Below are 24,686 nucleotides of genomic sequence, written 5' to 3'. Positions count from 1 at the left end.
CGGGGGCTGAAAAGATAGTGGTTCTGTCACAGAGCCCAGCACAGTCTGTCGCCAAGTTGTTGCCGGCACGTAACCGACGACAAATTTCGTGCTAACTGGCAAGCCGACTGCCGACGGACCCGGGCCAGTGTTCCGTCGAGTCGGCGCGAACGCCCTCCTGTGCCCTGAGAACCACTTGTGACACAGCCCAAGCGTGGACATTAAACGGCCCGGCAACAACCTGACAACGTAAGCTGTCGTAAATAAGATGTGATCTAAATCACACTACAATTCCGGGACATCTCACCGAAATAGCACAACCGCTGTGAACAGCGGGAAAGAACCGGCGGTGGCAACCGCCCGGCGCTCGTCGTGTCGAGATTCACGTCATCCGGCAATGACGTGCGGTGTGGCCTCAATGCCCCCCGTGATGTGGTGGTACCTGGGAACGCAGCCAGTCGTCCGAGGAGGCCGGGGGCTCGCCGTCGTGCCCCCGTTCGTCGGAAGTGGTTTGCGGCAAGGTCTCTCCGAAGATCCGCGCCAATCGCGCGGAATCCCGCCCGCCCTTCGTGCCGCTCCCCGATTCGCGCCGGGCGGTGGGTTCCTCCCGGCTCGAGTCGGCAGCGGCCCGATCGGTCATTCCTCCAGCCCGGACAATTCGTCGATGACCTTCGAGGCGAGCGGGCCGAGGGTTGCCATGCCGTCGCGCACCGCGGCGCGGGTGCCGGGCAGGTTCACCACCAGCGTGCTGCCGGAAACCCCGGCCAGGCCGCGCGACAATCCCGCGTCCAGCGAACCGGCCGCCAAACCGGACGCCCGCAGCGCCTCGCTGATGCCGGGCAGTTCCCGATCGAGCACCTCAGCCGTGACCTCGGGAGTGACGTCGCGCGGGGACATACCCGTGCCACCGACCGAGATGACCAGATCCACCCCGCCGATGACCGCGGTGTTGAGCGCGTTGCGAATCTCGACCTCATCGTTGGCGACGGAGACCGACGCGTCGACCAGAAAGCCTGCCTCGGTGAGCAACTCGGTCACCAACGGGCCTAGCGAGTCCACTCCTCCATGAGCGGTTCGATCGTCGACGACCACGACAAGGGCACGGCCCGCCACGGAGGCATCAGGTTCCATGGTGCCAACCGTAGCGTGCTCCGTCCGCTCGGCGATCTCCGCTCGGTGCTTCACGAGCCGCAGCGTCCGAGGCCGGCGATTCATCGACCACCCCCGTCGGCGGGCGCCGCGCCGAGGACCACATCGACGGTCTTCGGGTTCTGGCCGTTGCCGTCGGTGTAGGTCACCTTCACCTTGTCACCGGGCTGATGCGAGCGGACCGCCGCGATCAGCGCGTTACCGGAGTCGATGATCTGATCCTCGACCTTGGTGACGATCACGCCGCCGGGAATCCCGGCCTTGGCGGCGGGGCCGTCGGGGGTGATGTCCAGGATGCGGGCGCCGTTGGCGTCGTCGATGGCCCGCACCGACATTCCGATCTGGGCGTAGGTGGCGTGCCCGGTCTTGCTGAGCTGATCGGCCACCCGGCGGGCCTGGTCGACCGGGATCGCGAAGCCCAGGCCGATCGAACCGCTCTGCGCGCTGTTGGAATCCAGCCCGCCCGCGCCCAGAGTCGCGATGGCCGTGTTGATTCCGATCAACTTGCCGTTCAGGTCCACCAGCGCGCCGCCGGAGTTACCGGGGTTGATCGGCGCATCGGTCTGCACCGCGGAGATGACGGTGCCCTGCCCGCCGGACTCGCCGCTGGTGGACACAGGCCGGTTCAGCGCGGACACGATGCCGGTGGTCACGGTGCCGGCCAGGCCGAGCGGCGAGCCGATCGCCACCACCGACTGGCCGACCTGCAGTTCCTTCGAGTTGCCGAGATCGATCGGGGTCAGATTCGATTTGTTCGCCACCTTGATGACCGCCAGATCCGAGACCGGATCGACGCCCACGACGGTGGCCGGCGACGAGGTGCCGTCGCTGAACTGCACATTCATCTTGGCGTTCGGCCCGGCGCCGCTGGCGACGTGATTGTTGGTGAGGATCATGCCGTCCGTGGAGAGGACGACCCCGGAGCCCTCCCCCTCGGCCTTGCTGCTCGATACGCGGATCATCACCACGCTGGGCAGCACCTTCTGCGCGACCGCGGGAATGGTCCCCGCTGGCGCATTTGTGACACCCCCACCCTTCGGCGGCGGGACATCGAGCGCGTTGGTGACCACGCCACCGGAGGAGTGTGCGGACCTCGTCGCGAGGGTGCCGACCGCACCGCCGACGCCACCGGCGACCAGCGCCAGGGCCACCGCGCCCGCCACCAGACCGGCCCGGCCGCGCTTCGGCGGCGCCGCGTACGGCTGCGGACCCGATCCCGGATATCCGGGATCGATGGGCCCGTGCCCGCCCGGAACCCCCGGCCCGCCCGGTCCGCCCGCCGGACCGTATCCGTACGGGTACGGCGGTATCGGGGCCGTCCGGCCCGTCGCCGGCTCGTACGGCGGCGTGACCGCGTACTGCGCAGTACTGCCGGGCACCGGATGCGCCGTGCCCGACCACGGCATCGGCTTCGTCCCGGACTGCGGTTCCTGCGGACCGGCCTGCGCTTGGTGCGGCATACCCGGACGGGGATCCTCGGTCATATTTCTCGTTTCTCCTCGAGTCTGTCGCCCAGCTTGGTGACAACGACTGAGAGCGGACTGAGACGCTACTATCAGTTCTCCGAGACTGCCGGTGGAGAACCTTCACCCGGCAGTACGATACGGACCAGCGCACCACCACGATCGGATGTGTCGATTGTGATCGTTCCCCCGTGTTTCGTCACCACTTGTTTGACAATCGCAAGCCCGAGGCCCGAGCCCGGCATCGACCGTGACGCGGTCGTGCGGTAGAAGCGCTCGAACACCAGCTCCCGTTCGGCCGGCGGGATACCCGGCCCGGCGTCGCCGACGGCGAATTCCAGCAATCCCGGCCCGGTCTCCCGCATGGTGGCCCGGACCTGCTCCCCCGCCGGACTCCATTTCGCCGCATTGTCGAGCACGTTCAGGACCGCCCGCTCCAATCCGGCCTCGTGCCCGTAGACGAACCACGGCCGCAGTTCGGCGGTGAATTCGACGCCCGAGCGCCGCCGCCGCACCCGTTCCAGCGCGCGTTCGGCCACCTCACCCAGGTCGACCTGCTCGTAGACGTCCTCGGGGGCGTCCTCGCGGGCGAGGTCCACCAGGTCGCCGACCAGCGTCGACAACTCCTCGATCTGCGCCACGACATCGGTGCGCAACTCGGCCATGTCCTCGTCGGGAAGTCGCGGCGCGCCGGGCCGGCTGGAGGCGATCAGCAGTTCCATATTGGTCCGCAGCGAGGTCAGCGGGGTACGCAGCTCGTGGCCGGCGTCGGCGACCAGGCGCCGCTGCCGTTCCCGAGATTCGGCCAGGGCCCGCAGCATCGAGTTGAAACTCTCGGTCAGCCGGGCCAGTTCGTCGTCGCCGGTGACCGGGATCGGGGTCAGATCGTCGGTGCGGGCCACCCGTTCGGTGGCCGCGGTCAGTCGCCCGATCGGCCGTAAACCGGTGCGGCCCACCGCCGTTCCCGCCGCGGCGGCGACCACCACACCGCAGCCGCCGACCACGAACAGCAGCCACGCCAGCCGGTCCAGCACCTCCTGGGTGGGCTGCAACCGTTGCGAGATCACAAGGGTCGCACCGGTTTTCATCCGTTCGGCGAGCACCCGCTGATCGTGCGAGGTGCGCAGCGAGGAGACCAGCTCGCCGTGCGCGACGGCCCATTCCGCGGCGCCCAGCGGCGGATCGGTCTGCTGCGGAGGCACATACCACTGCTCGCTGTTCGGATAGATCAGCGCGACGCCGATGTCGTTGGAGTACAGGCTGCCGATCTGCAGCATCGGCATGAACCCGTAGCTGTCGAGGTTGTTGCTGATCATCACCGTGGCGCGGGCGCGCAGCTGATTGTCGACGTCGGCGTACAGCGCCCGCGCGACCATGGTGTAGGCGGTGATCGAGGTCAGCGCGACCGCGATCAGCACCACGGTCGCGGCCAGCAGCGTCACTCGCCAGCGCAGCGACACCGAACTGGTCAGCGGCGTGGGCGGGCGCATCTCGGCCCCGCCGTGCGGATGACCGTCGGGCCCGTATCCCGCGTGCCCGCCGTGCCCGTTGTGCGCACCATGATTTCCGTGCCCGATACCGAGCCCGGCGATGACCGGCTGCCGTGGAACCGTCCGGCCCACGTCAATACCTCACGACGAAACGGGGAGTGACGAGGCTCACGGCGGAGTCTCCCGCAGGACGTATCCGACCCCGCGCACGGTATGAATCAAGCGGGCCTCGCCCTCCGCCTCGGTCTTGCGCCGCAGATAACCGATGTACACTTCCAGCGCATTACCCGAGGTGGGAAAGTCGTACCCCCAGACCTCCTCCAGGATCCGGCCGCGAGTGAGTACCCGGCGCGGGTTGGCCATGAGCATCTCCAGCAACGAGAACTCGGTGCGGGTGAGGCTGATCGACCGCTCGCCGCGGGAAACTTCGCGGGTCACCGGATCCAGGGACAGATCGGCGAATTGCATAGCCTCCGAGATCTCCGCGAGATCACCGGTGGCGGTGCGGCGCAACAGGGCCCGGAGCCGGGCGAGCAATTCTTCCAGAGCGAACGGTTTCGGGAGATAGTCGTCGGCGCCGGCGTCCAGACCGGCGACCCGCTCCGAGACCGAGTCACGAGCGGTCAGGACCAATATCGGCAGGTCGTCGCCGGTACTGCGCAGCCGCCGGCACACCTCGAGTCCGTCCAGTCGCGGCATCATCACGTCGAGTACGAGCGCATCGGGCCGCTGACCGGCCACCTTGTCCAGCGCGTCGACCCCGTCGACCGCCAAATCGACGGAGTAGCCGTTGAACGTCAGCGACCGGCGCAGCGATTCCCGGACCGCGCGGTCGTCGTCGACTACCAGAATGCGCATGACGTCCAGTCTGACCGTGCCGACTGAGAGTCCACTGAGAAGCGCACTTGCGACACGCCACACATTCCCTGAGCGGTGACCTGCGATTATTCCCGAGAGCGATCGGTCTGATGTTGGCGTGAATGCGAAAGTCGTTGCGCCGACCTGGTATTCGAAATCCCACACCCCGAGCGCTCGGATTGCCGTCCCGGACCGCGCACGGTATGTTACCTGCGATAAAAGACGACCTCTAGTTGGTTCTCAACCCTTTGACCCGACCAGTCAATAGATCACGGCCGTCCGCTTTCAAATCCGACGTGGGATGAACTGAGGCGGCTGGGTTTTCGTCAGGGTAGCGGGTTGGAACCGGAGGCAATACGCGAGCGGAGGCGACGGAAGCGGGATGGGCACAGCACCGCGGCGATGGCAGACGAGTCTGTCCAACCTGTCCGTGACGAGCAAGGTCGGCATCGTGCTGCTCCTACCGGTCGTCTTGGCTTCGATCTTCGCGGTCCTCCGCATCAACGACGGATTGAGCAAGATCTCCGAGTTGAACGCGGCGGCCGAGCAGGTCAAGATCATTCGCCCGATGCTGGTGTTCGGTCAGGCGACCGAACAACTGGGTCTCACGGCGATGGCGGATCAGGGCGCAGGAAACGATGCGGCACTGGACAAGGTGTCGGCCCACTTCGACCAGGCCGCGGCCGACCTCGACACCGCACTGCGGACGGTTCGGGCCGACAGCCAGGTCAGTACGGAATTGTCGGCGGCCGTCTCGGCCGGCCGAACCATGCGCAGCGGATTGCGTTCCAGCCCGCCGAATGTCATCGGCCAGCAGATGGACGACGTCGCAGCGCACATCCTCGGCGCGATCAACCGATCGCCGTCCGCCGAGGAGGCCACGATCGAGCGGACCTTCCTCCAGCTCGGTACCACGATGACCGGCCGGCGCCTGCTGATGAATCAGTACATGCTCGCCGGCGCGATCGAGGCCGCCCCGGCCATGCGCGGCCAGCTGCTGGTCGCGCTCGGCGGTGAGATGGTCATGATCGCCCAGTACCAGCAGCTGGAGCCGACCAACGCGATCGGCGAGGACAAGTTGATGGGGGCCGCGCAGGCCCGGATGGCCGCGTACGGCCAGACCGCCGTCGATCAGGCGGGGGGCTCGGCCTCGCTGCAGGCCAGCCTCGAGGCCTACAACCAGATCGACAGCCACCTGGTCGATTCCATCGACAGCCGCCTGGCGGCGCGGACCACGACCGCGCACTCCAGCGTGCTGCGTGACGTCGCGGTCGTGATCGCGATGCTGCTCGCCGGTCTCGCTCTCGCCCTGGCGGTCGCCCGCTCGCTGGTCGTGCCGGTGCGCCGACTGCGAAGCGGCGCACTGCAGGTCGCGCACGTCGACCTGCCCCAGGAGCTGGAGGTGGTGCGCGACGGTGGCGACACCCCGGAGATCACCCCGATCGACGTCAACACCACCGAGGAAGTCGGTCAGCTCGCCCGAGCCGTCGACGACATCCACCGCGTGGCCCTGCATCTCGCCGCCGAACAGGCCCGTCTGCGCCTGCAGATCGGCAACATGTTCGAGACGCTCTCCCGCCGCAGCCAGTCGCTGGTCGAACAGCAGCTGACGCTGATCGAGGAACTCGAACGCGACGAGGACGATTCGGAGCGGCTGCAGAGCCTGTTCCGCCTCGACCACATGGCCACCCGCATGCGCCGTAACGGTGACAACCTGCTGGTGCTCGCCGGTACCGCGCTGCGCCGCGGTCATCTGCCGCCGGTCGCGCTCTCGGACATGTTGTGGAGCGCGGTCTCCCAGGTGGAGGACTACCAGCGGGTCGAGATCGGCGCGGTGCCGGACGGCATCGTCGCCGGTGAGCCTGCGGTCGACATCGAGCACCTGCTGGCCGAGCTGATCGACAACGCGCTGCGCTACTCGCCGCCGAGCACTCCGGTGGCGGTGTCGGTGGCCCGGGCCGTCGACGGCGGCTACCTGATCGAGATCACCGACCGCGGTCTGGGCATGTCCAGCGAGGATCTGCGCGGGATCAACGAGCGGCTCGCCTCCGGTGGCGAGGTCAACATCGAAACCGCCCGCCGCATGGGTCTTTTCGTGGTCGGCCGGCTCGCACAGCGGCACAGCATCACGGTCAGCATGCGCCGCACCTCGACGATGGCCCAGCAGCCGGGCATCACGGCGAGCGTGCACCTGCCCGGCAGCCTGGTCTCGCCGGTGCCGGACAACGCGCCCGCGCCGCAGCCGATCACCTCCGCGTACCCGGCCCCGGTGGCCGCCCTCCCGGCAGCCGAGCAGCCGCGAGTGCTCACCGCGGTGCCGAACACTCCGGAGCCCGTCCCGGCGGCACCCGCCGCGTTCGGCATGACCAGCGGGACAACCAGTGCCGGGCTCCCGCAGCGCCGGCCCGCCGGTCCGGTCAGCGACATCCCGGCGCCGCAGATCACCCGGCTGACGCCGGTCGGTGAGACCACCGCACCGCAACCGGTCGGCCGCTTCGGCGGGGCTCCGGCGCCCACGGCCGACACCGGATTCTTCACCCCGGTGGTGGATCCGGAGGGCCGCCCGTCCCCGGGCTGGGCGCCGCCGTCGCGGGCGGCCGAGCCGCCCATCGACATCTGGGCCGAGGCCGAGGACTACCCGCCCGCACCGCCGGAACCGCCGCGCATGCCGGAACCGCCGCGAGCGCCCGAACCGGCGCCCATCGAGCGGACCACGGTGATGGCGGCCGCCCGGCCGGCATATCCGGGCATGCAACAGCAGCAGGGGGGCCGGACCGCAGCTCCGGCCGCGCAAGGGGGTCTGCGTCCGGTCGGACGTGAGGCACCGACACCGATCTATCAACGAATGGTCTCGGAGTGGCTGGTGGAACCGTCACAGAACAGTCCCGCGGAGGTCTGGACGTCACCCGCCGACGCCGGCTGGGCGGCGGCGGCGGACGCGAGCAGCCCGTCCGCGTCCAATCACACCGTCGGCGGGCTGCCGATCCGGCAACCCGGCGCGCAACTGGTTCCGGGCGGTCTGGCCCCGGCCACCGACAACAGCAACCCGGATCCCGACGAGATCCGCAACAACTTGTCCAGGCATCTGAGCGGTGTCCGCAGCGGGCGGGCCAACGCGCAGAACAACGACGGAGGCCCCGCATGAGCAACACCTCGCAGAGCACCACCGACGAGAACCTGAACTGGCTGGTCACGCGCTTCACCCGGGACGTACCCGGGGTCTCGCACGCTGTTCTGGTCTCCGCGGACGGCCTGCTGCAGGCCACCAGCCCGCATCTGCCGTCGGATCGCGCCGAACAACTCGCGGCCGTCACCGCCGGGCTCGCCAGCCTGTCGGCCGGCGCGGCGCAATTGTTCAACGGCGGCAAGGTGATGCAGTCGATCGTCGACATGCAGCGCGGCTACCTGCTGGTGATGAGCGTCGGCAACGGTTCGCACCTGGCGGTGCTGGCCAACAAGGCGCACGACATCGGCCGCATCGGCTACGAGATGGCACTGCTGGTCGACCGGGTCGGGTCGGTGGTCCAGGCCACCGCCCGAACAGCGGTCTGAGCGTGCGATGTCCAGCTCCTTCGGGTCCGGGTCCGGCCGGCCAACCACACGTGTACGTCCCTATGCCCTGACCTCCGGCCGCACCGAGCCGGTGGTGGATCTCCCGATGGAGGCGGTGGTGGAGACACTGCCGTACGCCAACCAGTTCGACTGGCCGGCGGGCGATGTCCGCACCGACATCCTGCGGCTGGGGTCGTCGCGGTTGTCGGTGGCGGAGATCGCGGCACACCTGCAGCGGCCGCTGGGCATGGTCCGGGTGGTGATCGGCGACCTCGTGGTCGCCGGAACCCTGCGGGTGCACACGACGCTGAGCGAGGACGCGAGCTTCGACGAGCGTCGATCTTTGATGGAGAGGACCCTGCGTGGACTCCGTGCGCTCTGACATCCCGGGCAGAACCTCCGGCCCGAGCTATTCGAACCCTCCCGTTTCGCACCCGAATTCGTCGGTGCCCTACCAGAATTCGCCAATGCCCTATCAGACATCGCCCGCGCCCTACCCGAATACGGCGCCGCCCCACCCGAATTCCGGGTCCGGCTACCAGAATCCCGCCGGACCCCGGCAAGCCGCCCCGGAACCCGACGCCCGCACCGCCTCCACCAAGATCGTGGTGGCCGGCGGGTTCGGCGTGGGCAAGACGACGTTCGTGGGAACGGTCTCGGAGATCGTGCCGCTGCGCACCGAGGCGATGGTGACCGGCGTCTCCGACGGCGTCGACGATCTGTCCGCCACCCCGACCAAGCAGACCACCACGGTCGCAATGGATTTCGGCCGCATCATGCTGCCGGGCAACCTGACCCTCTACCTGTTCGGGACGCCCGGGCAGAAGCGGTTCTGGTTCATGTGGGACGACCTCATCCGCGGCGCGATCGGCGCCGTGGTGCTGGTGGACACCCGCCGGATCGAGGACAGCTTCGCCGCGGTCGACTTCTTCGAGGCCCGCAACCTGCCGTTCCTGGTCGCGGTCAACCGCTTCCCGGACGCACCGCGGTTCCCGGAATCCGAACTGCGGCAGGCGCTCTCGGTGCGTGCCGGAGTTCCGATGATGGAGGTCGACGCCCGCAACCCGATGGAGGTGCGGCGATCGCTCGCGACCGTCACCGAGTACGCGATCAAACGACTGACCGCCCAGCAGCGGGAGGCGGATACGGTCCGGCGGGGATGACGAACCGATGACCTACTTCACGATGGGGTACTGGGTACTCGGTCTCGCGATCGCGGTGTCGCTGGCGGGTGCGGTGGTCGGGTTCGCGTGCGTCCGGCAGTCGACGATGTCGGTGACGGTGCACTTCCGGATGGTCTGGCTGACCGCGGGCGCGGTGTCGATCGGCGGGGTCGGCATCTGGCTCGCGGTGTACGTGAACATGCTGGGCATGGGCGCGCCGACCGGTGTCGTCCGCTACGACCTCGCCCGCACCGTCGGGAGCGCGATCCTGGCGATCGTGTCGATCCTGGCGGGGCTGTTGCTGGCCGGCCGGGAGATCCGGTCGGGGAAGCTGATCACCGCGGGCGTCGTGACCGGCGTGGGCATCGGCGTGACGCACTATCTGGCGCTGAGCGCCATCCGGGTGCAGGGCACGGTGCAGGTGTCGGTGGCGGCCACCGTCGAAGTGATCGTCGTGGCGATCGTCATCGCGGCCGGTGTGCTCTGGGTACCGCTGCGGATCTACTCGTTCGGCCTGCTCACCGCCGCCGCGGCGGTGGTCGCGCTGGCGGTGACGGGTATGCACTACCTCGGCATGCTCGGGGTCGGCGTGCACGTCGACCGGGCGGCGGCGGCGCCGACCGGCGAGGATCTGTTCACGCTGTTCGTGCCGGTGTTCGTCCTGGGCACCCTGTCCCTGGCGGTGCCGATCACCGCGGTGCTGGTGGCGCCGGACCGGGCCGCCCGGGTGGTGGCCCGGACCCGCGTGGCCACGCCGCCGCGGCCCCGCAAGCCGAAGCCGACGCGCACCCCGACTCCGATCGGCTGATTCGCGCGCACCCGGGAACCACAGCCGGGCAAGGACTTCCGGGCCGGTCGCACATCTCGTGCGACCGGCCCGAATCACGTTGTGCCCTAACCGAATTCGCCGACGCGCACGTTGGTGTCGATGAGCCCGAAGACCTCGCCCTGGGGCGCCGACACGATGGCCATCCGGCCGGCCGGCGAGTCGGCGGCCGGCATCAGCACGCCGGCGCCGAGTTCGGTGGCCCGGGCCACGCCGGCGTCCACGTCGTCGAACTGGAACCAGGTCAGCCAGTAGCTGGGCATCGGGTCGCCCGGCATCAGGGTGTCGTCGTTCATCCCGCCCGCGGCGTCCTTTCCGCCGGGCACGGTGAACATCGCGTACCGCATCGACTGCCCGTCACCGATATCGGCGTAGGTGTAGCCGAAGACGTCGGCGTAGAACGTCTTCGCGGCGTCGAGGTCGCGGGTGTGCAGTTCGTTCCAGGTGTAGGCGCCGTGCTCGTTGAACACCTCGGCGCCGTGGTGGTCACGCGCCTGCCAGCCCGAGAACACGCCACCGGTGGTGTCGGCCGCGACCACCATCCGCCCGGCGCCGAGCACGTCGAACGGCGGCGCGAGCACCTGACCGCCGGCCGCGGTGATCTTCCCGGCGAGCGCGTCGGCGTCGGCGGTGGCGAAGTGGGTGGTCCAGACCGAGGGCATCCCGGGCTGCTGTTTGGGGCCGATGCCGGCCGCCGAACGACCGTTGCGGTCCGCCATCAGGTAGCCGCCACCCTCCTCCCCGGTACCGCTGATCTCCCAGCCGAACAGGCCGGTGTAGAACTCGCCGGCCTTGGCCGGATCGTCGACCTGGCAGTCCACCCAGCAAGGGGTGCCCTCCGGCCAGGTGGTGTCGCGTACGGGCATGGAATCGTCTCCGTTCGTCCGAGGGTTGCCTGCGCCAGGATGTGACGGCCCGCGACGGGATGGGACGTACGACCGCCCACAACGACGCGAATTCGCCTGTGGCCGTGCGACGGTCCGTTTCCGTGACGTACCGGAAGCGAGGCGTTCGCATCGACCGGGTTCAGTCGATCAGAGGGGTCCGACACGTTTCGGCGATCCGCCACCGAGCGAGCGAGATACCGATGTACGAAGGCGAAGCGCGCCGAATGTGCTCGGACACAGGTGAATCCGATGGTCTGGAGCGGCGGCGATCGGTGGCGATGAGCGGGTTCTCCCGGAGCCGGGAGAACCCGCCCTCGCGCACGAGCATATCGGCGGAAGAACACGAAGTCATCACTTCGGGGATCTTTTTCGATACACCGGGGCCGTCCCGGTCCCGGTCGCCGGCGAGGCGCGGTCCGGTACCATGGTTCGATCGGGGCGCCACGGGTGAGCTGCCCGTATTCCCCTCGAACGAGTTGGTGGACCGCCGGAAACCGAGTAAGGACGCTGACATGGCCGTGAAGCGCGCACCGTCGAAGAAGGCCCGTGCCGAGCAGGGGCGCCGCCCGAAGAAGAACCCGCTGATCGCCGCCGGTGTCGAGACGGTGGACTACAAGGATGTGAACCTGCTGCGCACGTTCATCTCCGATCGCGGAAAGATCCGTAGCCGCCGGGTCACCGGGCTCACCCCGCAGCAGCAGCGGCAGGTCGCGGTGGCGGTCAAGAACGCGCGCGAGATGGCGCTGCTGCCGTTCACCAGCCGATAGGTTCCGGGCATTCCGCTGGCCCGCCGCGGACCGGCGGCGGGCTCGCCCGCCGGCCGCGGACTCCCGCTACGGAATCGTCAGCACCTGGCCGGGCGTCACCGAATCCGGATCGGAAAGCCCACTGGCGGAGACGATCTCGGTGAAGCGGTGGCCGTCGCCGTAGAAGCGCTCGGCGATCGCCCACAACGTGTCCCCGTCGGCGACGGTATAGGTCCGGGCTTCCATGGGGGTGTCGGTGTGCGTACCCGCCGACCACATCATGCCGCCGTCCCGGCCGTACAGCACCACGTCGCGGTCCGGCTGCACGACCAGCCGGTCGGCCTCCCGGCCCGGGGTGTCGGTCGCCCACGCGGGAGCGCCGTCCTCCTTGTACAGCACGAAGTTTCCGTCGGATTGCAGGAGGGCGCGCGTGACCCCCTGCCCGTGTGTCTGGGTCGCCCAGACGACGGTGCCGTCGGGCTCGCAGAGCACCAGATTGCCGTCGGGCTGCAGGGTCATCGTGTACGCCCCACCGTGCAGGGACTGTCCGAGACCGAGTTCCTCACCTACGTGCAGCATGTCACCCACAGGAACATCCTTTCGGGAGAAGGTCGACGGGCCGGGCCGACTTCGGCGTCGTTCCCGAACCATACGACCTGACCACAGCGCTCCCGCCGATCGTTGCCGAAAGTTCACTGCACCGGGCGAACTCGGTCGCCGCGACCGCGGGGACCATTGCCGATAGGCTCTGCAGATCATGATCTCGATCCGGTCCGCATGCGTCCTCGCCGCCGTGACCCTGTCGATGGGGGTGGTGTCGGGGTGCGGGCACTCCGGCGACGCCGGACCCGGTTCCGATTCGGCCGCCACCTCCGGGAGCGCGGCGATCACGCCGACCGAGCAGGCTCAACCCCAGTTCGGCCGCCGTTTCACCGCGAATCCGGCGATCGTGAATCCCCGGCCGATCGCGTTCGACAGCTGGAGCCGGGTGGGCGACGATCGGATCGCGGTGAACTTCCGGATCGGCTCGCCGGACTGCAACGGTGTCGACGTCACCACCACGGAGACCGGCGGCGCCGTCACCGTCGCGCTGCGCGCGGGCACGTTGCCGGAGGCGCTCGGCCGAATGTGCACCATGATCGAGGCGTTCGGAACACTCGAGGTGCAATTGGCCCGGCCACTCGGTAACCGGAAAGTCAACGCTTCGACATAGGTTGCGCGTAGAATGATTCGCTCACGACCGACAATCGAATAGACAATCTACGTACGCGATACCACGAAAACGTTCCGGCCGTGTTCGCATCGTGCGAAATCCGATCATTCACTCGCGATGAAACCTCTCATCGCGAGTACTACATGTGACGTTCGTCACACACGCGCTTACTCTGCGGTTATAGCATTGTGATCTGACACAAGACTACTTAGGTAGTGATACGTTTGTTGCCACAAGTGTGAAATCTATCCTCGCAGGGGGTGGAAAATGCCAGAACTAGCCGGCATCTCCATGATTGGCAGTTACCGCCCCGAGAGGGTGGTGACCACCGAGGAATTAGCCTCCGATTTGGGGGTGGACGAAGAGTGGATAATCACGCGCACCGGAATCCGGGAGCGTCGTTTCGCGAACAGCCGTGAGACCGTCACCTACATGGCGACGGCTGCCGCGCATTCCGCGTTGAAAGCCGTCGACATGGACGCCCGGGAAATAGATGTCGTGATACTCACGACATCCACCTTCCTGGCCCAGACACCGGCCGGCGCGGCGATCGTGGCCGCCGAACTCGGTTGTCACCGGCCCGGCGCCTTCGATATCTCCGCGGGCTGCGCCGGATACGCCCACGGCATCGGCCAGGCGGCGGCGCTGGTCAATTCCGGGCAGGCCGACAACGTGCTGGTCATCGGCTCGGAGAAGATGAGCAACAACGTGGAGCCGGGCGATCGGTCGGTATTGCCGATCTTCGGTGACGGCGCGGGCGCGGCGATCGTCAACCGGAGCAGTGCGGGACATATTCGACGGACGGTGTGGGGCAGTCTCGGCGAATATTCCGACATGATCCGGCAGGAAACGTCCTGGGAACAGTTCCGGGCGAATCCGGACGCGAATTCGCAGCCGTACGTCAAGATGAACGGCACCGAGGTCTTCCGCTGGGCGACCACCGCCGTTCCGGAAATCGTCGCCGAGGTCGCGAAGGCGGCGGGCGTCACGCTCGCGGAGATCGAGGTCTTCGTTCCGCACCAGGCCAATGCCCGCATCATCGACGCGGTGGCGCGCCGGCTCGGCTGGGACGACGGCTCGGTCGTGGTCGCCGACGACGTGCGCCGCACCGGCAACACCTCCGCCGCCGCGTTGCCGCTGGCCATCGACGATCTGGTCCTGTCCGGCCGCGCCACACCCGGGCAGCTGGCGCTGCAGGTCTCCTTCGGAGCCGGGCTCTCCTACGCGGGCCAGGTATTCGAGCTGCCGCCGGTGGCCGAGGCGGCGTAGCCGTCGGAAAATCCAGGAAGATGGTGTTTCCGCATGTCCGCAACCTCCTTCTCCAGCTACGACGAGCCACTCGGACCGCGCGCCGGCCGCTATTTCGGTGACGGCTACCAGAAGGTCGAGCAGCAGCTCACCGGTCTGCGCCTGAACCGTTCCAACCAGCCGGGCGCCACCCACTCCGGGACGGGACGGCTGGTCTACCCCGCCGATTGGTCCCGCAAGCGCGGCGGCGAACTCGTTCCTCACGTCAGCAGCCTCGACACGCTGACCCTTGCCGCCACGATGTGCGATGCGGCGCTCACCCACACCCGCGATCTGAGCCCCGCCGAGGCGGCGCGCACCTGGGTGCGGCACGTCACCGTCCGGGCCGGCACCGCACCGCACGAGGATCTCGACAACATCCCGGTCGAGATCGAGGTCACGTCGGTGTCCGAGGACGAGGACGCGAGCGACCGGACCGACTCGGAGACCACGTTCAAATTCCGGGTGGGCGCGCTGATCGGCAGTCTGACCCTCGCCCACGTGCCGGGTTCCGGCCCGGTCGCGCTACCCGGCGTGGATCACGCCGAGTCGCTCGAGGCGATCTTCGGGCCGAAGCCGCACCACTTCCTGCACGGGCTGAAGCGGCACTCCCTCTCCGCGACCGATCTGGTCATCGACGAGGCCGCCACCCGGATCACCGGCCGGCATCGGATCACCATGGACGGCGACCGGCAGTACTCGGGCGCGGAGTCGTCGTACCCAGGTTCCTCCTCGATCGTCGACATCGTGGTCGGGGCCGCTCAGCTGTCCCAGGTCCTGCTCTACCGGCTGGACGATCTGGACCGCGCGCGCAGCAACACGTTGTGGATGCGCAAGCTGGAGATCAACGTCTCGGGCCCGGATCGCCCGACCACCGAGGCGTTCGACGGGACCGCCGAGGTTCGCCGGGTCTCGATCGTCAACCGCGGCGGGCACCGATGGCGCAGCGCCGACATGACGATCAAGGAATTCAACGGGATGGTCGGCTCCTGCCTGCTCGCGCATCAGTTGCCGGACTGACGACCACGTCACCGGCCGGGATCGAGTTGCGGCCAGTCGCCTTCGACGCCGCACCCGTAGCCGAGCGCGCACTGCGACAGGGCCGCCAATCCCGGATCGTCCACGGCGTGCGCGGGTGCGTTCATGGCGAGCAGCGCGTTGAGCAGCATGCCGTTGGCGATGAACTGCTGGGCCCGTTCCGGGGCGCATCCGGTGCGGGTCACCAGCAGGTTGTACAACGACGAGACGAAGCCGCGGGCCGCCGCCGCGACCTGCGGCGACGCCGCCGCCGCGCTGAAACCCTGCAGCAGCACCATCAGCACGTCCCGGTCGGCGACGAGCGTGTTGTACACCGCGCCGAGCCGATCCCAGACATCCGGCGCGCTCGCCGCCGCCGGGTCCGCCAATTCGGCATCGAACGCCGTCAGCAGCGCGCGTACCGCTCGGTCGAAAACTTCCAGGAACAGTTCGGACTTGCTGCCGAACATCCGGACGACATACGGCTGGGAAACACCGGCCTCCAGCGCCACCACATCGGTGCTGGTACCGGCGAAACCGCCCCTCGAAAATGCTCGCCCGGCGGCCTCGAGAATCTTCTCGCGGCGTTCGGCCGCGCTCAGCCTCGCCTTCATGTTGACAAGTTATCACTTGATTACTAATCTTTCCACGAGCTTCGAGACCGCCATACGAGGACCTTGATGAAGGATTCACCAGAGCTACGGTTGGCAGTAACCGGAGCTTCACCGGACGGCAAGTACACGGTAACCACCGCATTGTCCCTGGCCACCGGTGTCCCACGCATCTCGGTACCGTCCGAAAGTATTGCACCGAGCACCGAAAGGCGCCTGGGAGATACCGTCGAGACCCCGATACGGGCATTCGAGGCGCGGGTCGATTCGGAAGCACGCGCCGGCACCGCATTCATTTCCGACGGATCGGTTCTGCACGAGTGGGCGGCGGCCGAGTCGTTACGCCGCGGGCGGCACCGGCGGGAATGGCTGTGGCATCCCGGGAGCTTCCCGTTCCGAAAGTTCGAAGAAAGTTTCCTGGCCGCGCACGCGAGCATTGTCCGCCGGCATGCGTGCGTGGCCTACGACGCCGTGGTACATCTCCGCCCGGAGCCGGCGGAGACCGACGGCGACTATGCGGCATCGCAGTTGACGGATCGCATCCTGGTCGACGCGCTGTATCCACTGCCGATCCCGTTTCTGATCGTGGGCGGCCCCGCCGAGCGGATCCTCGCGCGGATCACGAATCTCTTCGCACTGCCCCTGCGGATGCCGTTGTCCGAGGCGTTGTCGACCGCTTCGCAGTCCGAGGCATTGTCGACCGCTTCGGACGAAACCTGGCAGGACGACTTCCCGACGCAGCAATTCTCGATGAAGGAAACAGCGTGACAGTAAGTGATTCCCGGGCGAATGCGCCCCAGCCGGAGGGCCGGCTCTCGGACAACGCGGTATGGACACTCGTGGTGGTCTCGGTCGCCACGTTCATGCTGATGCTGGACCTCACCGTGGTGAACGTCGCTCTCCCCGATATCCGCAAGTCCTTCGATTCGTCCTTCTCCGCGTTGCAGTGGGTGCTGGACGCGTACGCGCTGGGCCTGGCCGCCATTCTGCTGGCCGCCGGATCGCTCGCCGACCGGATCGGCCGCAAGAAGGTCTTCGACGTCGGCCTGGTCGTCTTCGTGATCGCCTCGCTGGTCTGCGGTCTCGCCCAGAACGACCTCACCCTGATCCTGGCGCGGTTCGTGCAGGGCCTCGGCGGCGCGATCCTGTTCGCGGTCGGCCCGGCGCTGATCGGTAACGAGTTCCACGGCAAGCAGCGCGGGATGGCGTTCGGCGTGTTCGGCGGCGTGGCGGGCCTGGCCATCGCGTTCGGCCCGCTGATCGGTGGCGGCCTCGCGGAATCGGCCGGCTGGCGCTGGATCTTCCTGATCAACATCCCGCTGACCCTGGCCGCGCTGGCCGTCGGCTACACCAAGGTGCGCGAATCCCGCGGCACCACACCGCCGCCGGTGGACTGGTCGGGCATGGTCACCTTCTCCGCAGGCCTGTTCTTCCTGGTACTCGCCTTCATGCGCGGCCAGGCCGACGGCTGGACCAGCGCGCAGATCATCGCCTACTTCGTGATCGCGATCGTGTTGCTGATCGTCTTCGCGGGGCTCCAGATCAGCCGCCCGGGACGGGCCATGTTCGATCTCACGCTGTTCCGCAACCGCACCTTCAACGGCCTGTCGATCGTCACGGCACTGTGCGCGATCGCGGTGATGTCGGCCCTGTTCCTGCTCATCTCCTACGTGCAGAACGTGCTCGGCTACTCCGCCTTCGGCGCGGGCGTGCGGCTGCTGCCGCTGACCATCCTCATGTTCGTCGCCGCGGCGGCCTCCGGCAGCCTGGTCGCGAAGGTCGCGCCGAGCGTGATCATCGGCGGCTCCCAGTTGTTCATCACCGCCGGCCTGGCGTGCGTGCTGTTCGTCAGCGACCACTCCGGCTGGACCGCGCTGATCCCGGCCATGGCGCTGATCGGCATCGGGATGGGTATGTTCTCCACGCCGCGTGGCGCTTTCGCGATCGCGGTCACCACCCCCGATAAGTCGGGTATGGCCTCCGGTGTGAACGAGACCTTCCAGCAGTCCGGTCTCGCGGTGGGTATCGCCGCCCTCGGCGCCTACTTCCAGAACCGGGTGAACGCCGCGTACAACAGCACCGACATCGCGGCGCAATTGCACGACAAGGCGCCGGGACTCGGCGATGTGATCTCCGCCGGCGGCGGGCGCGAGGCCGCGCAGAGCCTGCCCGCGCAGGCGGCCGAGCAGTTCCAGCACGCCGCCACCTCGGCCTACGTCAGCGGCCTGCACCACATGATGGCGGTCGCGGCCGTGATCGCCGCGATCTCCGCGGTGGTCGGCGTATTCCTCCTGCGCCGCTCCGATCTGGACGAGTCCGCCCTCGCCAATCCCGGTGTGCCACCGGAAGCCGCCGCCGATCCGGTCCGGGGCGTGTCGGCGCACTGAGCGAGACGACGATGTCCACTCCCCGCCCCCAGCGCACCCGGTTCGCCTTCACCGACGTGGACCACACCCTGCTGCGGATCAGCACCCTGCATCACTTCGCCGAATTCTTCTTCGACGCCACCGGGCGCAACCCGGTGCTGGAGGCGAATCGGGCGCGGATGCAGCGGCTGGCCGAATCGGGTGCGACCCGGGAAACGCTGAACATCGAGTACTACCGGCTGTGGGCGGGGATTTCGGTGGCGGAGGTGGAGACCGCCGCCGGGGGCTGGCACGAACTGATCCGGGCGCATCAGCACTACCGGGCGCCGGTCGTCGCCCGATTGCGCGCCCTGGCGGCCGACGGCGTGCGGACGGTCCTGGTATCCGGCTCGTTCGCCGCCTGCCTGCGCCCGATCGCCGGCGAGATGGGCGGTGCGACACCGGCGCCGCTGTTGTGCACCGAACTCGAGGAGCGCGACGGCCGCTACACCGGCGAGGTGCGGCGCTCCCTGATCGGCGCCGCCAAACGCACCGCCGTCGAGACGTTCGTGGCCGGTTACCCCGGCCACGATCTCGCCGGTGACTACGGCTTCGGCGACCACGTCAGCGACGTCGCGATCCTGGAGCGGGTGGGCCATCCGGCGGTGGTGCCGGTCGATCCGGCCCTGGAACACCTGGCCCGCCGCCGCGGCTGGGAAGTGCTGACCGACCCGGCCGCCTGACGGCCATTCTTCGAAGGCAGGAGATCGACCGTGTACCTGGTGGACGGGAAGCAGCGCGAGAGCATCAAACTGGCCATCTCCGGCACCTACTCGACCGGCAAGAGCACCACCACGGAAGCGCTGTCGATCCTCACCGGCATCCCGCGGACCCACGCGCTCACCTCGCGGGAACTGCTCGTGGATCTGGTTCCGGGAAAGACCGTGATGGAACTCAACTCGATCGAACTGCTGCAACTGGGCCTGCGGCGGTTCGAGGAGCGGGTACACAACGAATCCCGGGCCGGCTCCTTCATCTCCGACGGCTCGGTCGTGCACGAATGGGTGTACGGCGTGGCGCGGATGCGGGTCGGCATCAATCCCGGTGCGGGCCTTCCCCTTCGGATCGTCAAGTCGATCGCCGGAATCGGCCGCAAGGCGCCCGTGAACGAGTTCACCGACATCTTCGGCGACATCTCCAAGGCCCGCGCCGCCCGCCTCTACGACGCGTATGTCCATCTGCCCGTGGAGTTTCCGATGAAGGCCGACGGGCACCGGCCCGTGTCCGAACCGTTCCGGAAACTGTCGGACGTGACGCTGCTGCAGGTGATCAAGGACCTCGGCGTGCCGTACGAGGTCGTCGGCGGCACCGTCGAGGAACGACTGACCAAGATCATCGAACTGTTCGAGCTGCCCACCGTGATGTCGGTGGCGGAGGCGGTCGCCGAGGCGCGGGGCCGGGTCTCCTCGGCCACCAAGGTGCTCGAGGAGGACGACCGCTTCAAGGCCGCGCAACGCAAGAAGTCGCTGACCAAGCGGCTGGCGTACGCCATGCGCTACTGACCACCCCGAAGCCCCGGGGGCCGGAATGAGTCGGGGTCCGGCACCTGGACGACGAGGCCCTGCACGGATTCCGCAGACCCGTGCAGGGCCTCGGCCCTCTCCGCGGTCCGCCGGGAATTGGCCGGAATTCGACTGATACGTTCCCGATTTCCGCAGCGATGAGATAGCGGGAACGGGGACATGTCGGAGGTCGTCCTCGCCGCCCGAGCGAGACCCGGGGGCCGGGATGAAGGGCGGCCCGGCACCTGGATGAAAAGAGGCCCTGCACGACCGTGTCGTGCAGGGCCTCCCGCGTCGCCGCGCTCAGTGCGTTCGTTTCGCTGCGCTCAGTGCGTTCGTTTCGCTGCGCTCAGTGCGCGAGTCTCGCTGCGCTCAGTGCGCGAAGTGCCGGGAACCGGTGAGGTACAACGTGACTCCGGCCTCGCGGCACAGCTCGACGGTGTCCTTGTCACGGATCGAACCACCCGGATGCACGATCGCGCGCACCCCGGCCGTGATCAGGATCTGCGGGCCGTCGGAGAACGGGAAGAAGGCGTCGGAGGCCGCGACCGCGCCCTTGGCCCGATCGCCGGCGCGCTCCACCGCGAGCCGGCAGGAGTCGACCCGGTTCACCTGGCCCATGCCCACTCCGACCGCGGCGCCGGCGTCGGCCAGCAGGATCGCGTTCGACTTCACGGCACGGCAGGCGCGCCAAGCGAATTCGAGGTCACGCAGGGTGGCCTCGTCGGCCGCCTCGCCCGCGGCCAGGGTCCAGTTCGCGGCATCGTCGCCCGCGGCCTGGAGGGTGTCGCGGTCCTGCAACAGCGCGCCGCCGGAGATCGGGCGCAACTCCGCGCCGCGCCGCTGCGCGGGCTCGGCCACCAGCACGCGCACGTTCTTCTTGCGCTGCAACACCTCCACCGCGCCGTTGGCGTAGCCGGGCGCCACCACGACCTCGGTGAAGATCTCGGCCACCTGCTCGGCCATCTCGACCGACACCTCGCGGTTGGCGGCGATGACACCGCCGTAGGCCGACACCGGGTCCGTCGCGTGGGCCTTGCGATGTGCCTCGGCGATATCGGCGCCCACGGCGATGCCGCACGGGTTGGCGTGCTTGACCACCGCCACCGCGGGATCGGCGAAGTCGTAGGCGGCGCGCCAGGCGGCATCGGCGTCGGTGTAGTTGTTGTACGACATCTCCTTGCCGTGCAACTGCTTCGCCTGCGCGAGACCCGCCGGGCCGCCCTCGGCGCGGTACAGCGCGGCCGCCTGATGCGGGTTCTCACCGTAGCGGAGCACGTCGGCGCGATTCCAGGTGGCGCCGACCCAGTCCGGGAACTGTTGCGCGGCTTCGGCTTCCGGCTCGGCGGCCGGGGCTGCGACGTTGGTCATCCAGCTCGCGACAGCCACGTCGTAACTTGCGGTGTGCTGGAAAGCCTTGGCGGCCAACGCCGTCCGCTCGGGCAGTGTGAAACCGCCCTGCCGCACCGCGTCGAGCGCCCGGTCGTAGTCGCCGCTGGAGACCACCACCGCCACCGACGGATGGTTCTTGGCCGCAGCGCGCACCATCGACGGGCCGCCGATGTCGATCTGCTCGACGCACTCGTCGATGCTGGCCCCGCTCGCCACGGTCTGCGTGAACGGGTAGAGGTTCACCACCACCAGCCCGAACGGCCGCACGTCCAGTTCGGCGAGTTGATCGGCGTGCTCCCGCTTGCGCAGGTCGGCGAGGATGCCGGCGTGCACGCGCGGGTGCAGGGTCTTCACCCGGCCGTCGAGGGTCTCGGGGAAGCCGGTCAGCTCCTCCACCTTGGTCACCGGGATGCCGGCCTCGGCGATGCGGGCCGCCGTCGAACCGGTCGAGACCAATTCCACGCCCGCGGCGTGCAATCCGGTGGCCAGCTCCACCAGTCCGGTCTTGTCGTAGACGCTCACCAGCGCCCGGGTGATGGGGGTCCGTTCGCCGCGTTCACTCACCGCAGAACTCGCTCATCTGGGATAACTGCCTTTCGTCCGTCGGAGACAATGCCTCGGGTGGCGACGGCGGCGACCACCTCGGCCAGCAGCCGCCGCTCCACCACCTTGATCCGCTCGTGCAGGGACGCCTCGTCGTCGTCGGGCAGCACCGGCACCGCCTCCTGCGCGAGGATCGGCCCGGTGTCGACGCCGGCGTCGACCAGCATCACGGTGGTTCCGGTGACCCGCACCCCGTAGGCGAGGGCGTCCCGCACCCCGTGCGCGCCCGCGAAAGACGGCAGCAGCGCGGGGTGGGTGTTGATGATCCGGCCGCCGAACCGGGCCAGGAATTCGGGACCGAGCAGCTTCATGAAACCGGCCAGCACCACCAGATCCGGCCGGTACGCGGCGACGGCCTCGGTCAGCGCGACATCCCAGGCGGTCCGGTCGGGATACGCCCCGAGCGCCACCTCGAAGTGCGGAATACCCGCCGCGTCGGCATGACCGGTGGCCGGGCAGGGCCGGTCGACACCGAGGGCGACGACACGCGCCGGATAACCGTCGCCTGCGGTCGCTTCGACGAGAGCGTGCAGCAGCGAACCGGTGCCCGAGGCGAGGACGACGACGGTCGCGGGTGCCGTCGGCGGCACCGAGTGGGCGGGCGAGGTCGTCAGCGCTCTACTCCCTGTATGTGTTCGGCTGCGGGATCGTGGCGATCGTGCTACCGCCACGTCCAGCCTATCGAGCGCCCCTACCGTCCTCGTCGGGCAGGTCCGTCTCCACCACCTCGGCGTCCAGGATCTCGTCCGCGTCGTCCGGCCGGGCCGGGTGCACGACGACCGGCCGCCCGTCCGTGCCGAACTCGTCGTCGTCCTCGAATTCAGCCTCGTGGTAGCCGGTTTCGTCGTCCTCGTACCGGGCCGACCCGGGCTCCGCCGGATCGTGATCGTCGGCGTAGCCGTCGTCCTCGTCGTCGTACCCGTCGTCGTCGTACCCGTCGTCGGCGTAGTCGTCGTATTCGTCGCCGGCCGCCTCGTCGTCGAGCGGGAGACCTTCCTCCAGCAGCTCGCCGTCGACCTCCACCTCCAGGTCGGGGCCGTCGTGCATGCGATAGCCGTCGTCGTAGGCGTGCTCGAAGTTACTGAAGTCATCGGCGGGCCGGCTGGCCGGGGCGAGGCCGAACCGTCGCGCCACCACCATGCCCGCGTAACCGGCCACCGCGAACCAGGCGAAGGCCAGCCCGGCCGACAGCAGCGTCCCGGCCCCGATCGTGCCGAAGGTACCGGCCACGCCCCCGGCCAGCGCCGCGAGCAGTGTCAGCAGCAGCGCCGCGACGCCCGCCGCCGTGAGCGTGGTCCACGGCGCCGTGGCCCGGTCGAAACCGAGCTCGAACCGGCTGGCGTCCCAGATCACTCGCGCGCAGTCCACTCCCGCGAGTACGCCGACGACGATCGGGATCAGCAGCAGCACGGGCCACCAGCCGGCCGCGGGTCCCGGCGGCACGGCCGCCAGTACCGGCAACGCCGGCATCGGGCCGCCGGTGATGCCGAACAGGTCCAGCGATCCGACCCCGACGTTCACATTCGCCCCGAGCAGCACGCAGGCCGCGTCGATCACCACGTTCGGCAGATAGGCCAGCGACAGTCCGGTCAGCCCGAGCGCACCCGCGGTATTGCCCGCGGCGTGGTAGGTGTCGCCGACCCGGGACCAGTTGGCGAGGAACGAGACGAGGGTGACCGCGGCGCTCGCCACCAGCAGCCGCCAGACCGACCGCAGGCCCACCCGCGCCCCCGGCAGCGCCCAGCCCGGCAGGGCCGCCATCAGTTCCCGGCGCGGCCGCGGAAAGGAGAACCAGCGGCCCGCGATGCCGACCGCCGCGGCCACCAGATGCAGGCCCGCCACCCAGCCGAACGCGGTGAGCGTATGCGGCGGCTGCAACGCCACCGCCGCGGTGGCGTCCTCGGCCACGGCCAGGCAGACCGCGGTGATCAGCAGCGGCCCAGCCAGTGCCGCCGCCACGATCCAGCCGAGATCCGCACGCGTGCAATCGGTTTCGACCGCCCGAGCACTGTCGCGCATGGTCAGCCACAACACCAGCGCGGTGGGCAGCAGCGGCAGCACCCCGAGTTCGGTGTGACCGACCACCAGGGGAACCTGGTGCACCTCGAGCCAGCCCGCCGCGATCGCACCCGAAACCCCGGTCAGACCGCTGTCGGCGGCCAGCAGCGTGCCGATCACCACTATCACGATCGCCACCATGGTGAAACTCGACGATCGCGCCGCGACGACGAGCAGTACCCGCGCCCGCTGCGGGCTCAACGAGCCGAACACCGGATCCTGGATCGCCGCCCGCCGACGTGCCGCATCGCGCCGCGCACCGCCGGAACGGTTCTGCCGCAAGCTGTCCCATCGAGTCGGAGTCGATCTCATGAAGCCCCCAGCCAGAATCTCACCACGACACACCAGCGTGGCAGCTTCCCCGATCCCCGCAAGTCAGGCGCGCCGACCGATCCCGCGGTCACCCCGGCCCTCCGTTCCCTACAACACTTTCCGGTCCGGTACGGGCAACCCACCCGGTCTTGTCGCCAGCTTCTGCGAGCCGG

At 68.7% G+C, this 24,686-nt stretch carries 23 protein-coding genes; 13 read left to right on the top strand and 10 right to left on the bottom strand.

Annotated elements, in window-relative coordinates; translation table 11 throughout:
• Positions 1–615: 615 nt before the first annotated feature.
• The 4 genes from NRB56_RS26695 to NRB56_RS26680 all read right to left on the bottom strand — a co-directional run bounded on the left by NRB56_RS26695 (position 616) and on the right by NRB56_RS26680 (position 4,939).
• Entirely contained in the window at positions 616–1,110 is a 495-nt protein-coding gene (locus tag NRB56_RS26695) for a MogA/MoaB family molybdenum cofactor biosynthesis protein (protein ID WP_194291002.1), read from the bottom strand.
• 80 nt (positions 1,111–1,190) lie between these two features.
• Positions 1,191–2,612 carry a S1C family serine protease gene (locus tag NRB56_RS26690; RefSeq protein WP_153346930.1) on the bottom strand — a complete coding sequence of 474 codons (1,422 nt, stop codon included), beginning with the start codon at positions 2,610–2,612 and terminating at the stop codon, positions 1,191–1,193.
• 71 nt (positions 2,613–2,683) lie between these two features.
• Entirely contained in the window at positions 2,684–4,081 is a 1,398-nt protein-coding gene (locus NRB56_RS26685; protein WP_153347325.1) for a HAMP domain-containing sensor histidine kinase, read from the bottom strand.
• Between the two features lie 168 nt (positions 4,082–4,249).
• Positions 4,250–4,939 carry a response regulator transcription factor gene (locus NRB56_RS26680; RefSeq protein WP_153346929.1) on the bottom strand — a complete coding sequence of 230 codons (690 nt, stop codon included), beginning with the start codon at positions 4,937–4,939 and terminating at the stop codon, positions 4,250–4,252.
• A 382-nt stretch (positions 4,940–5,321) separates the two neighbouring features.
• Between NRB56_RS26680 and NRB56_RS26675 the strand changes: the two genes are divergently transcribed.
• The 5 genes from NRB56_RS26675 (at position 5,322) to NRB56_RS26655 (ending at position 10,462) form a co-directional block, all read left to right on the top strand.
• Positions 5,322–8,084 (top strand): ATP-binding protein, encoded by a 2,763-nt coding sequence (locus NRB56_RS26675; protein WP_153346927.1) that lies wholly within the window; start codon positions 5,322–5,324, stop codon positions 8,082–8,084.
• Positions 8,081–8,491, top strand: coding sequence for a roadblock/LC7 domain-containing protein (locus tag NRB56_RS26670; RefSeq protein ID WP_153346925.1), 411 nt, complete (start codon positions 8,081–8,083; stop codon positions 8,489–8,491). Before NRB56_RS26675 ends, NRB56_RS26670 begins: the two co-directional genes overlap by 4 nt.
• A gap of 7 nt (positions 8,492–8,498) precedes the next feature.
• Positions 8,499–8,873: a DUF742 domain-containing protein gene (locus NRB56_RS26665; protein ID WP_019932787.1), complete on the top strand. Its 375-nt coding sequence runs from the start codon at positions 8,499–8,501 to the stop codon at positions 8,871–8,873.
• A gap of 85 nt (positions 8,874–8,958) precedes the next feature.
• A complete protein-coding gene (locus NRB56_RS26660) occupies positions 8,959–9,654 on the top strand; it encodes a GTP-binding protein (RefSeq protein ID WP_153346923.1) in 696 nt (231 codons plus the stop codon).
• Positions 9,655–9,661: 7 nt separating this feature from the next.
• Complete coding sequence (locus tag NRB56_RS26655; RefSeq protein WP_153346921.1) at positions 9,662–10,462, top strand: MHYT domain-containing protein; 801 nt, start codon at positions 9,662–9,664, stop codon at positions 10,460–10,462.
• An 86-nt stretch (positions 10,463–10,548) separates the two neighbouring features.
• Here the strand turns inward: NRB56_RS26655 and NRB56_RS26650 are convergent, their stop codons facing one another.
• Entirely contained in the window at positions 10,549–11,346 is a 798-nt protein-coding gene (locus NRB56_RS26650) for a VOC family protein (RefSeq protein WP_153346918.1), read from the bottom strand.
• A gap of 533 nt (positions 11,347–11,879) precedes the next feature.
• Between NRB56_RS26650 and rpsR the strand changes: the two genes are divergently transcribed.
• Positions 11,880–12,134 carry a 30S ribosomal protein S18 gene (rpsR, locus tag NRB56_RS26645; protein ID WP_019932783.1) on the top strand — a complete coding sequence of 85 codons (255 nt, stop codon included), beginning with the start codon at positions 11,880–11,882 and terminating at the stop codon, positions 12,132–12,134.
• Positions 12,135–12,200: 66 nt separating this feature from the next.
• Here the strand turns inward: rpsR and NRB56_RS26640 are convergent, their stop codons facing one another.
• Positions 12,201–12,701 (bottom strand): LysM peptidoglycan-binding domain-containing protein, encoded by a 501-nt coding sequence (locus NRB56_RS26640; RefSeq protein ID WP_406603536.1) that lies wholly within the window; start codon positions 12,699–12,701, stop codon positions 12,201–12,203.
• A gap of 169 nt (positions 12,702–12,870) precedes the next feature.
• On the opposite strand from NRB56_RS26640, the gene NRB56_RS26635 reads away from it, so the two are divergent.
• From NRB56_RS26635 to NRB56_RS26625, 3 genes are all read left to right on the top strand, one after another.
• A complete protein-coding gene (locus NRB56_RS26635) occupies positions 12,871–13,326 on the top strand; it encodes a hypothetical protein (protein WP_153346916.1) in 456 nt (151 codons plus the stop codon).
• Positions 13,327–13,593: 267 nt separating this feature from the next.
• Positions 13,594–14,595: a beta-ketoacyl-ACP synthase 3 gene (locus tag NRB56_RS26630; RefSeq protein WP_227838382.1), complete on the top strand. Its 1,002-nt coding sequence runs from the start codon at positions 13,594–13,596 to the stop codon at positions 14,593–14,595.
• 33 nt (positions 14,596–14,628) lie between these two features.
• Positions 14,629–15,633, top strand: coding sequence for an AvrD family protein (locus NRB56_RS26625; protein WP_153346914.1), 1,005 nt, complete (start codon positions 14,629–14,631; stop codon positions 15,631–15,633).
• Positions 15,634–15,641: 8 nt separating this feature from the next.
• Here the strand turns inward: NRB56_RS26625 and NRB56_RS26620 are convergent, their stop codons facing one another.
• On the bottom strand, positions 15,642–16,244 hold the full coding sequence (locus tag NRB56_RS26620; RefSeq protein ID WP_153346912.1) for a TetR/AcrR family transcriptional regulator: 603 nt from the start codon (positions 16,242–16,244) through the stop codon (positions 15,642–15,644).
• A gap of 63 nt (positions 16,245–16,307) precedes the next feature.
• On the opposite strand from NRB56_RS26620, the gene NRB56_RS26615 reads away from it, so the two are divergent.
• The 4 genes from NRB56_RS26615 to NRB56_RS26600 are packed head-to-tail and all read left to right on the top strand — an operon-like array spanning position 16,308 to position 20,148.
• A complete protein-coding gene (locus tag NRB56_RS26615; protein WP_153346910.1) occupies positions 16,308–17,009 on the top strand; it encodes a hypothetical protein in 702 nt (233 codons plus the stop codon).
• On the top strand, positions 17,006–18,628 hold the full coding sequence (locus NRB56_RS26610) for an MFS transporter (RefSeq protein ID WP_319943567.1): 1,623 nt from the start codon (positions 17,006–17,008) through the stop codon (positions 18,626–18,628). Before NRB56_RS26615 ends, NRB56_RS26610 begins: the two co-directional genes overlap by 4 nt.
• 11 nt (positions 18,629–18,639) lie before the next feature.
• Complete coding sequence (locus tag NRB56_RS26605) at positions 18,640–19,329, top strand: HAD family hydrolase (protein ID WP_153346908.1); 690 nt, start codon at positions 18,640–18,642, stop codon at positions 19,327–19,329.
• A gap of 30 nt (positions 19,330–19,359) precedes the next feature.
• A complete protein-coding gene (locus NRB56_RS26600) occupies positions 19,360–20,148 on the top strand; it encodes an ATP-binding protein (protein ID WP_319943566.1) in 789 nt (262 codons plus the stop codon).
• A 372-nt stretch (positions 20,149–20,520) separates the two neighbouring features.
• Here the strand turns inward: NRB56_RS26600 and purH are convergent, their stop codons facing one another.
• The 3 genes from purH to NRB56_RS26585 all read right to left on the bottom strand — a co-directional run bounded on the left by purH (position 20,521) and on the right by NRB56_RS26585 (position 24,513).
• A complete protein-coding gene (purH, locus tag NRB56_RS26595; RefSeq protein WP_319943565.1) occupies positions 20,521–22,104 on the bottom strand; it encodes a bifunctional phosphoribosylaminoimidazolecarboxamide formyltransferase/IMP cyclohydrolase in 1,584 nt (527 codons plus the stop codon).
• A complete protein-coding gene (gene purN / locus NRB56_RS26590) occupies positions 22,101–22,733 on the bottom strand; it encodes a phosphoribosylglycinamide formyltransferase (RefSeq protein ID WP_319943564.1) in 633 nt (210 codons plus the stop codon). Before purN ends, purH begins: the two co-directional genes overlap by 4 nt.
• Positions 22,734–22,821: 88 nt before the next feature.
• Positions 22,822–24,513, bottom strand: coding sequence for a cell division protein PerM (locus NRB56_RS26585; RefSeq protein WP_153346906.1), 1,692 nt, complete (start codon positions 24,511–24,513; stop codon positions 22,822–22,824).
• Positions 24,514–24,686 lie beyond the last annotated feature (173 nt).

Origin of the sequence: Nocardia aurantia, from assembly GCF_009604425.1 — a bacterium.
GTDB classification, from domain to species: Bacteria; Actinomycetota; Actinomycetes; order Mycobacteriales; family Mycobacteriaceae; genus Nocardia; species Nocardia aurantia.
Note: the sequence above shows the minus strand (reverse complement) of the source record. Positions and strands in the feature narration are given on the sequence as shown.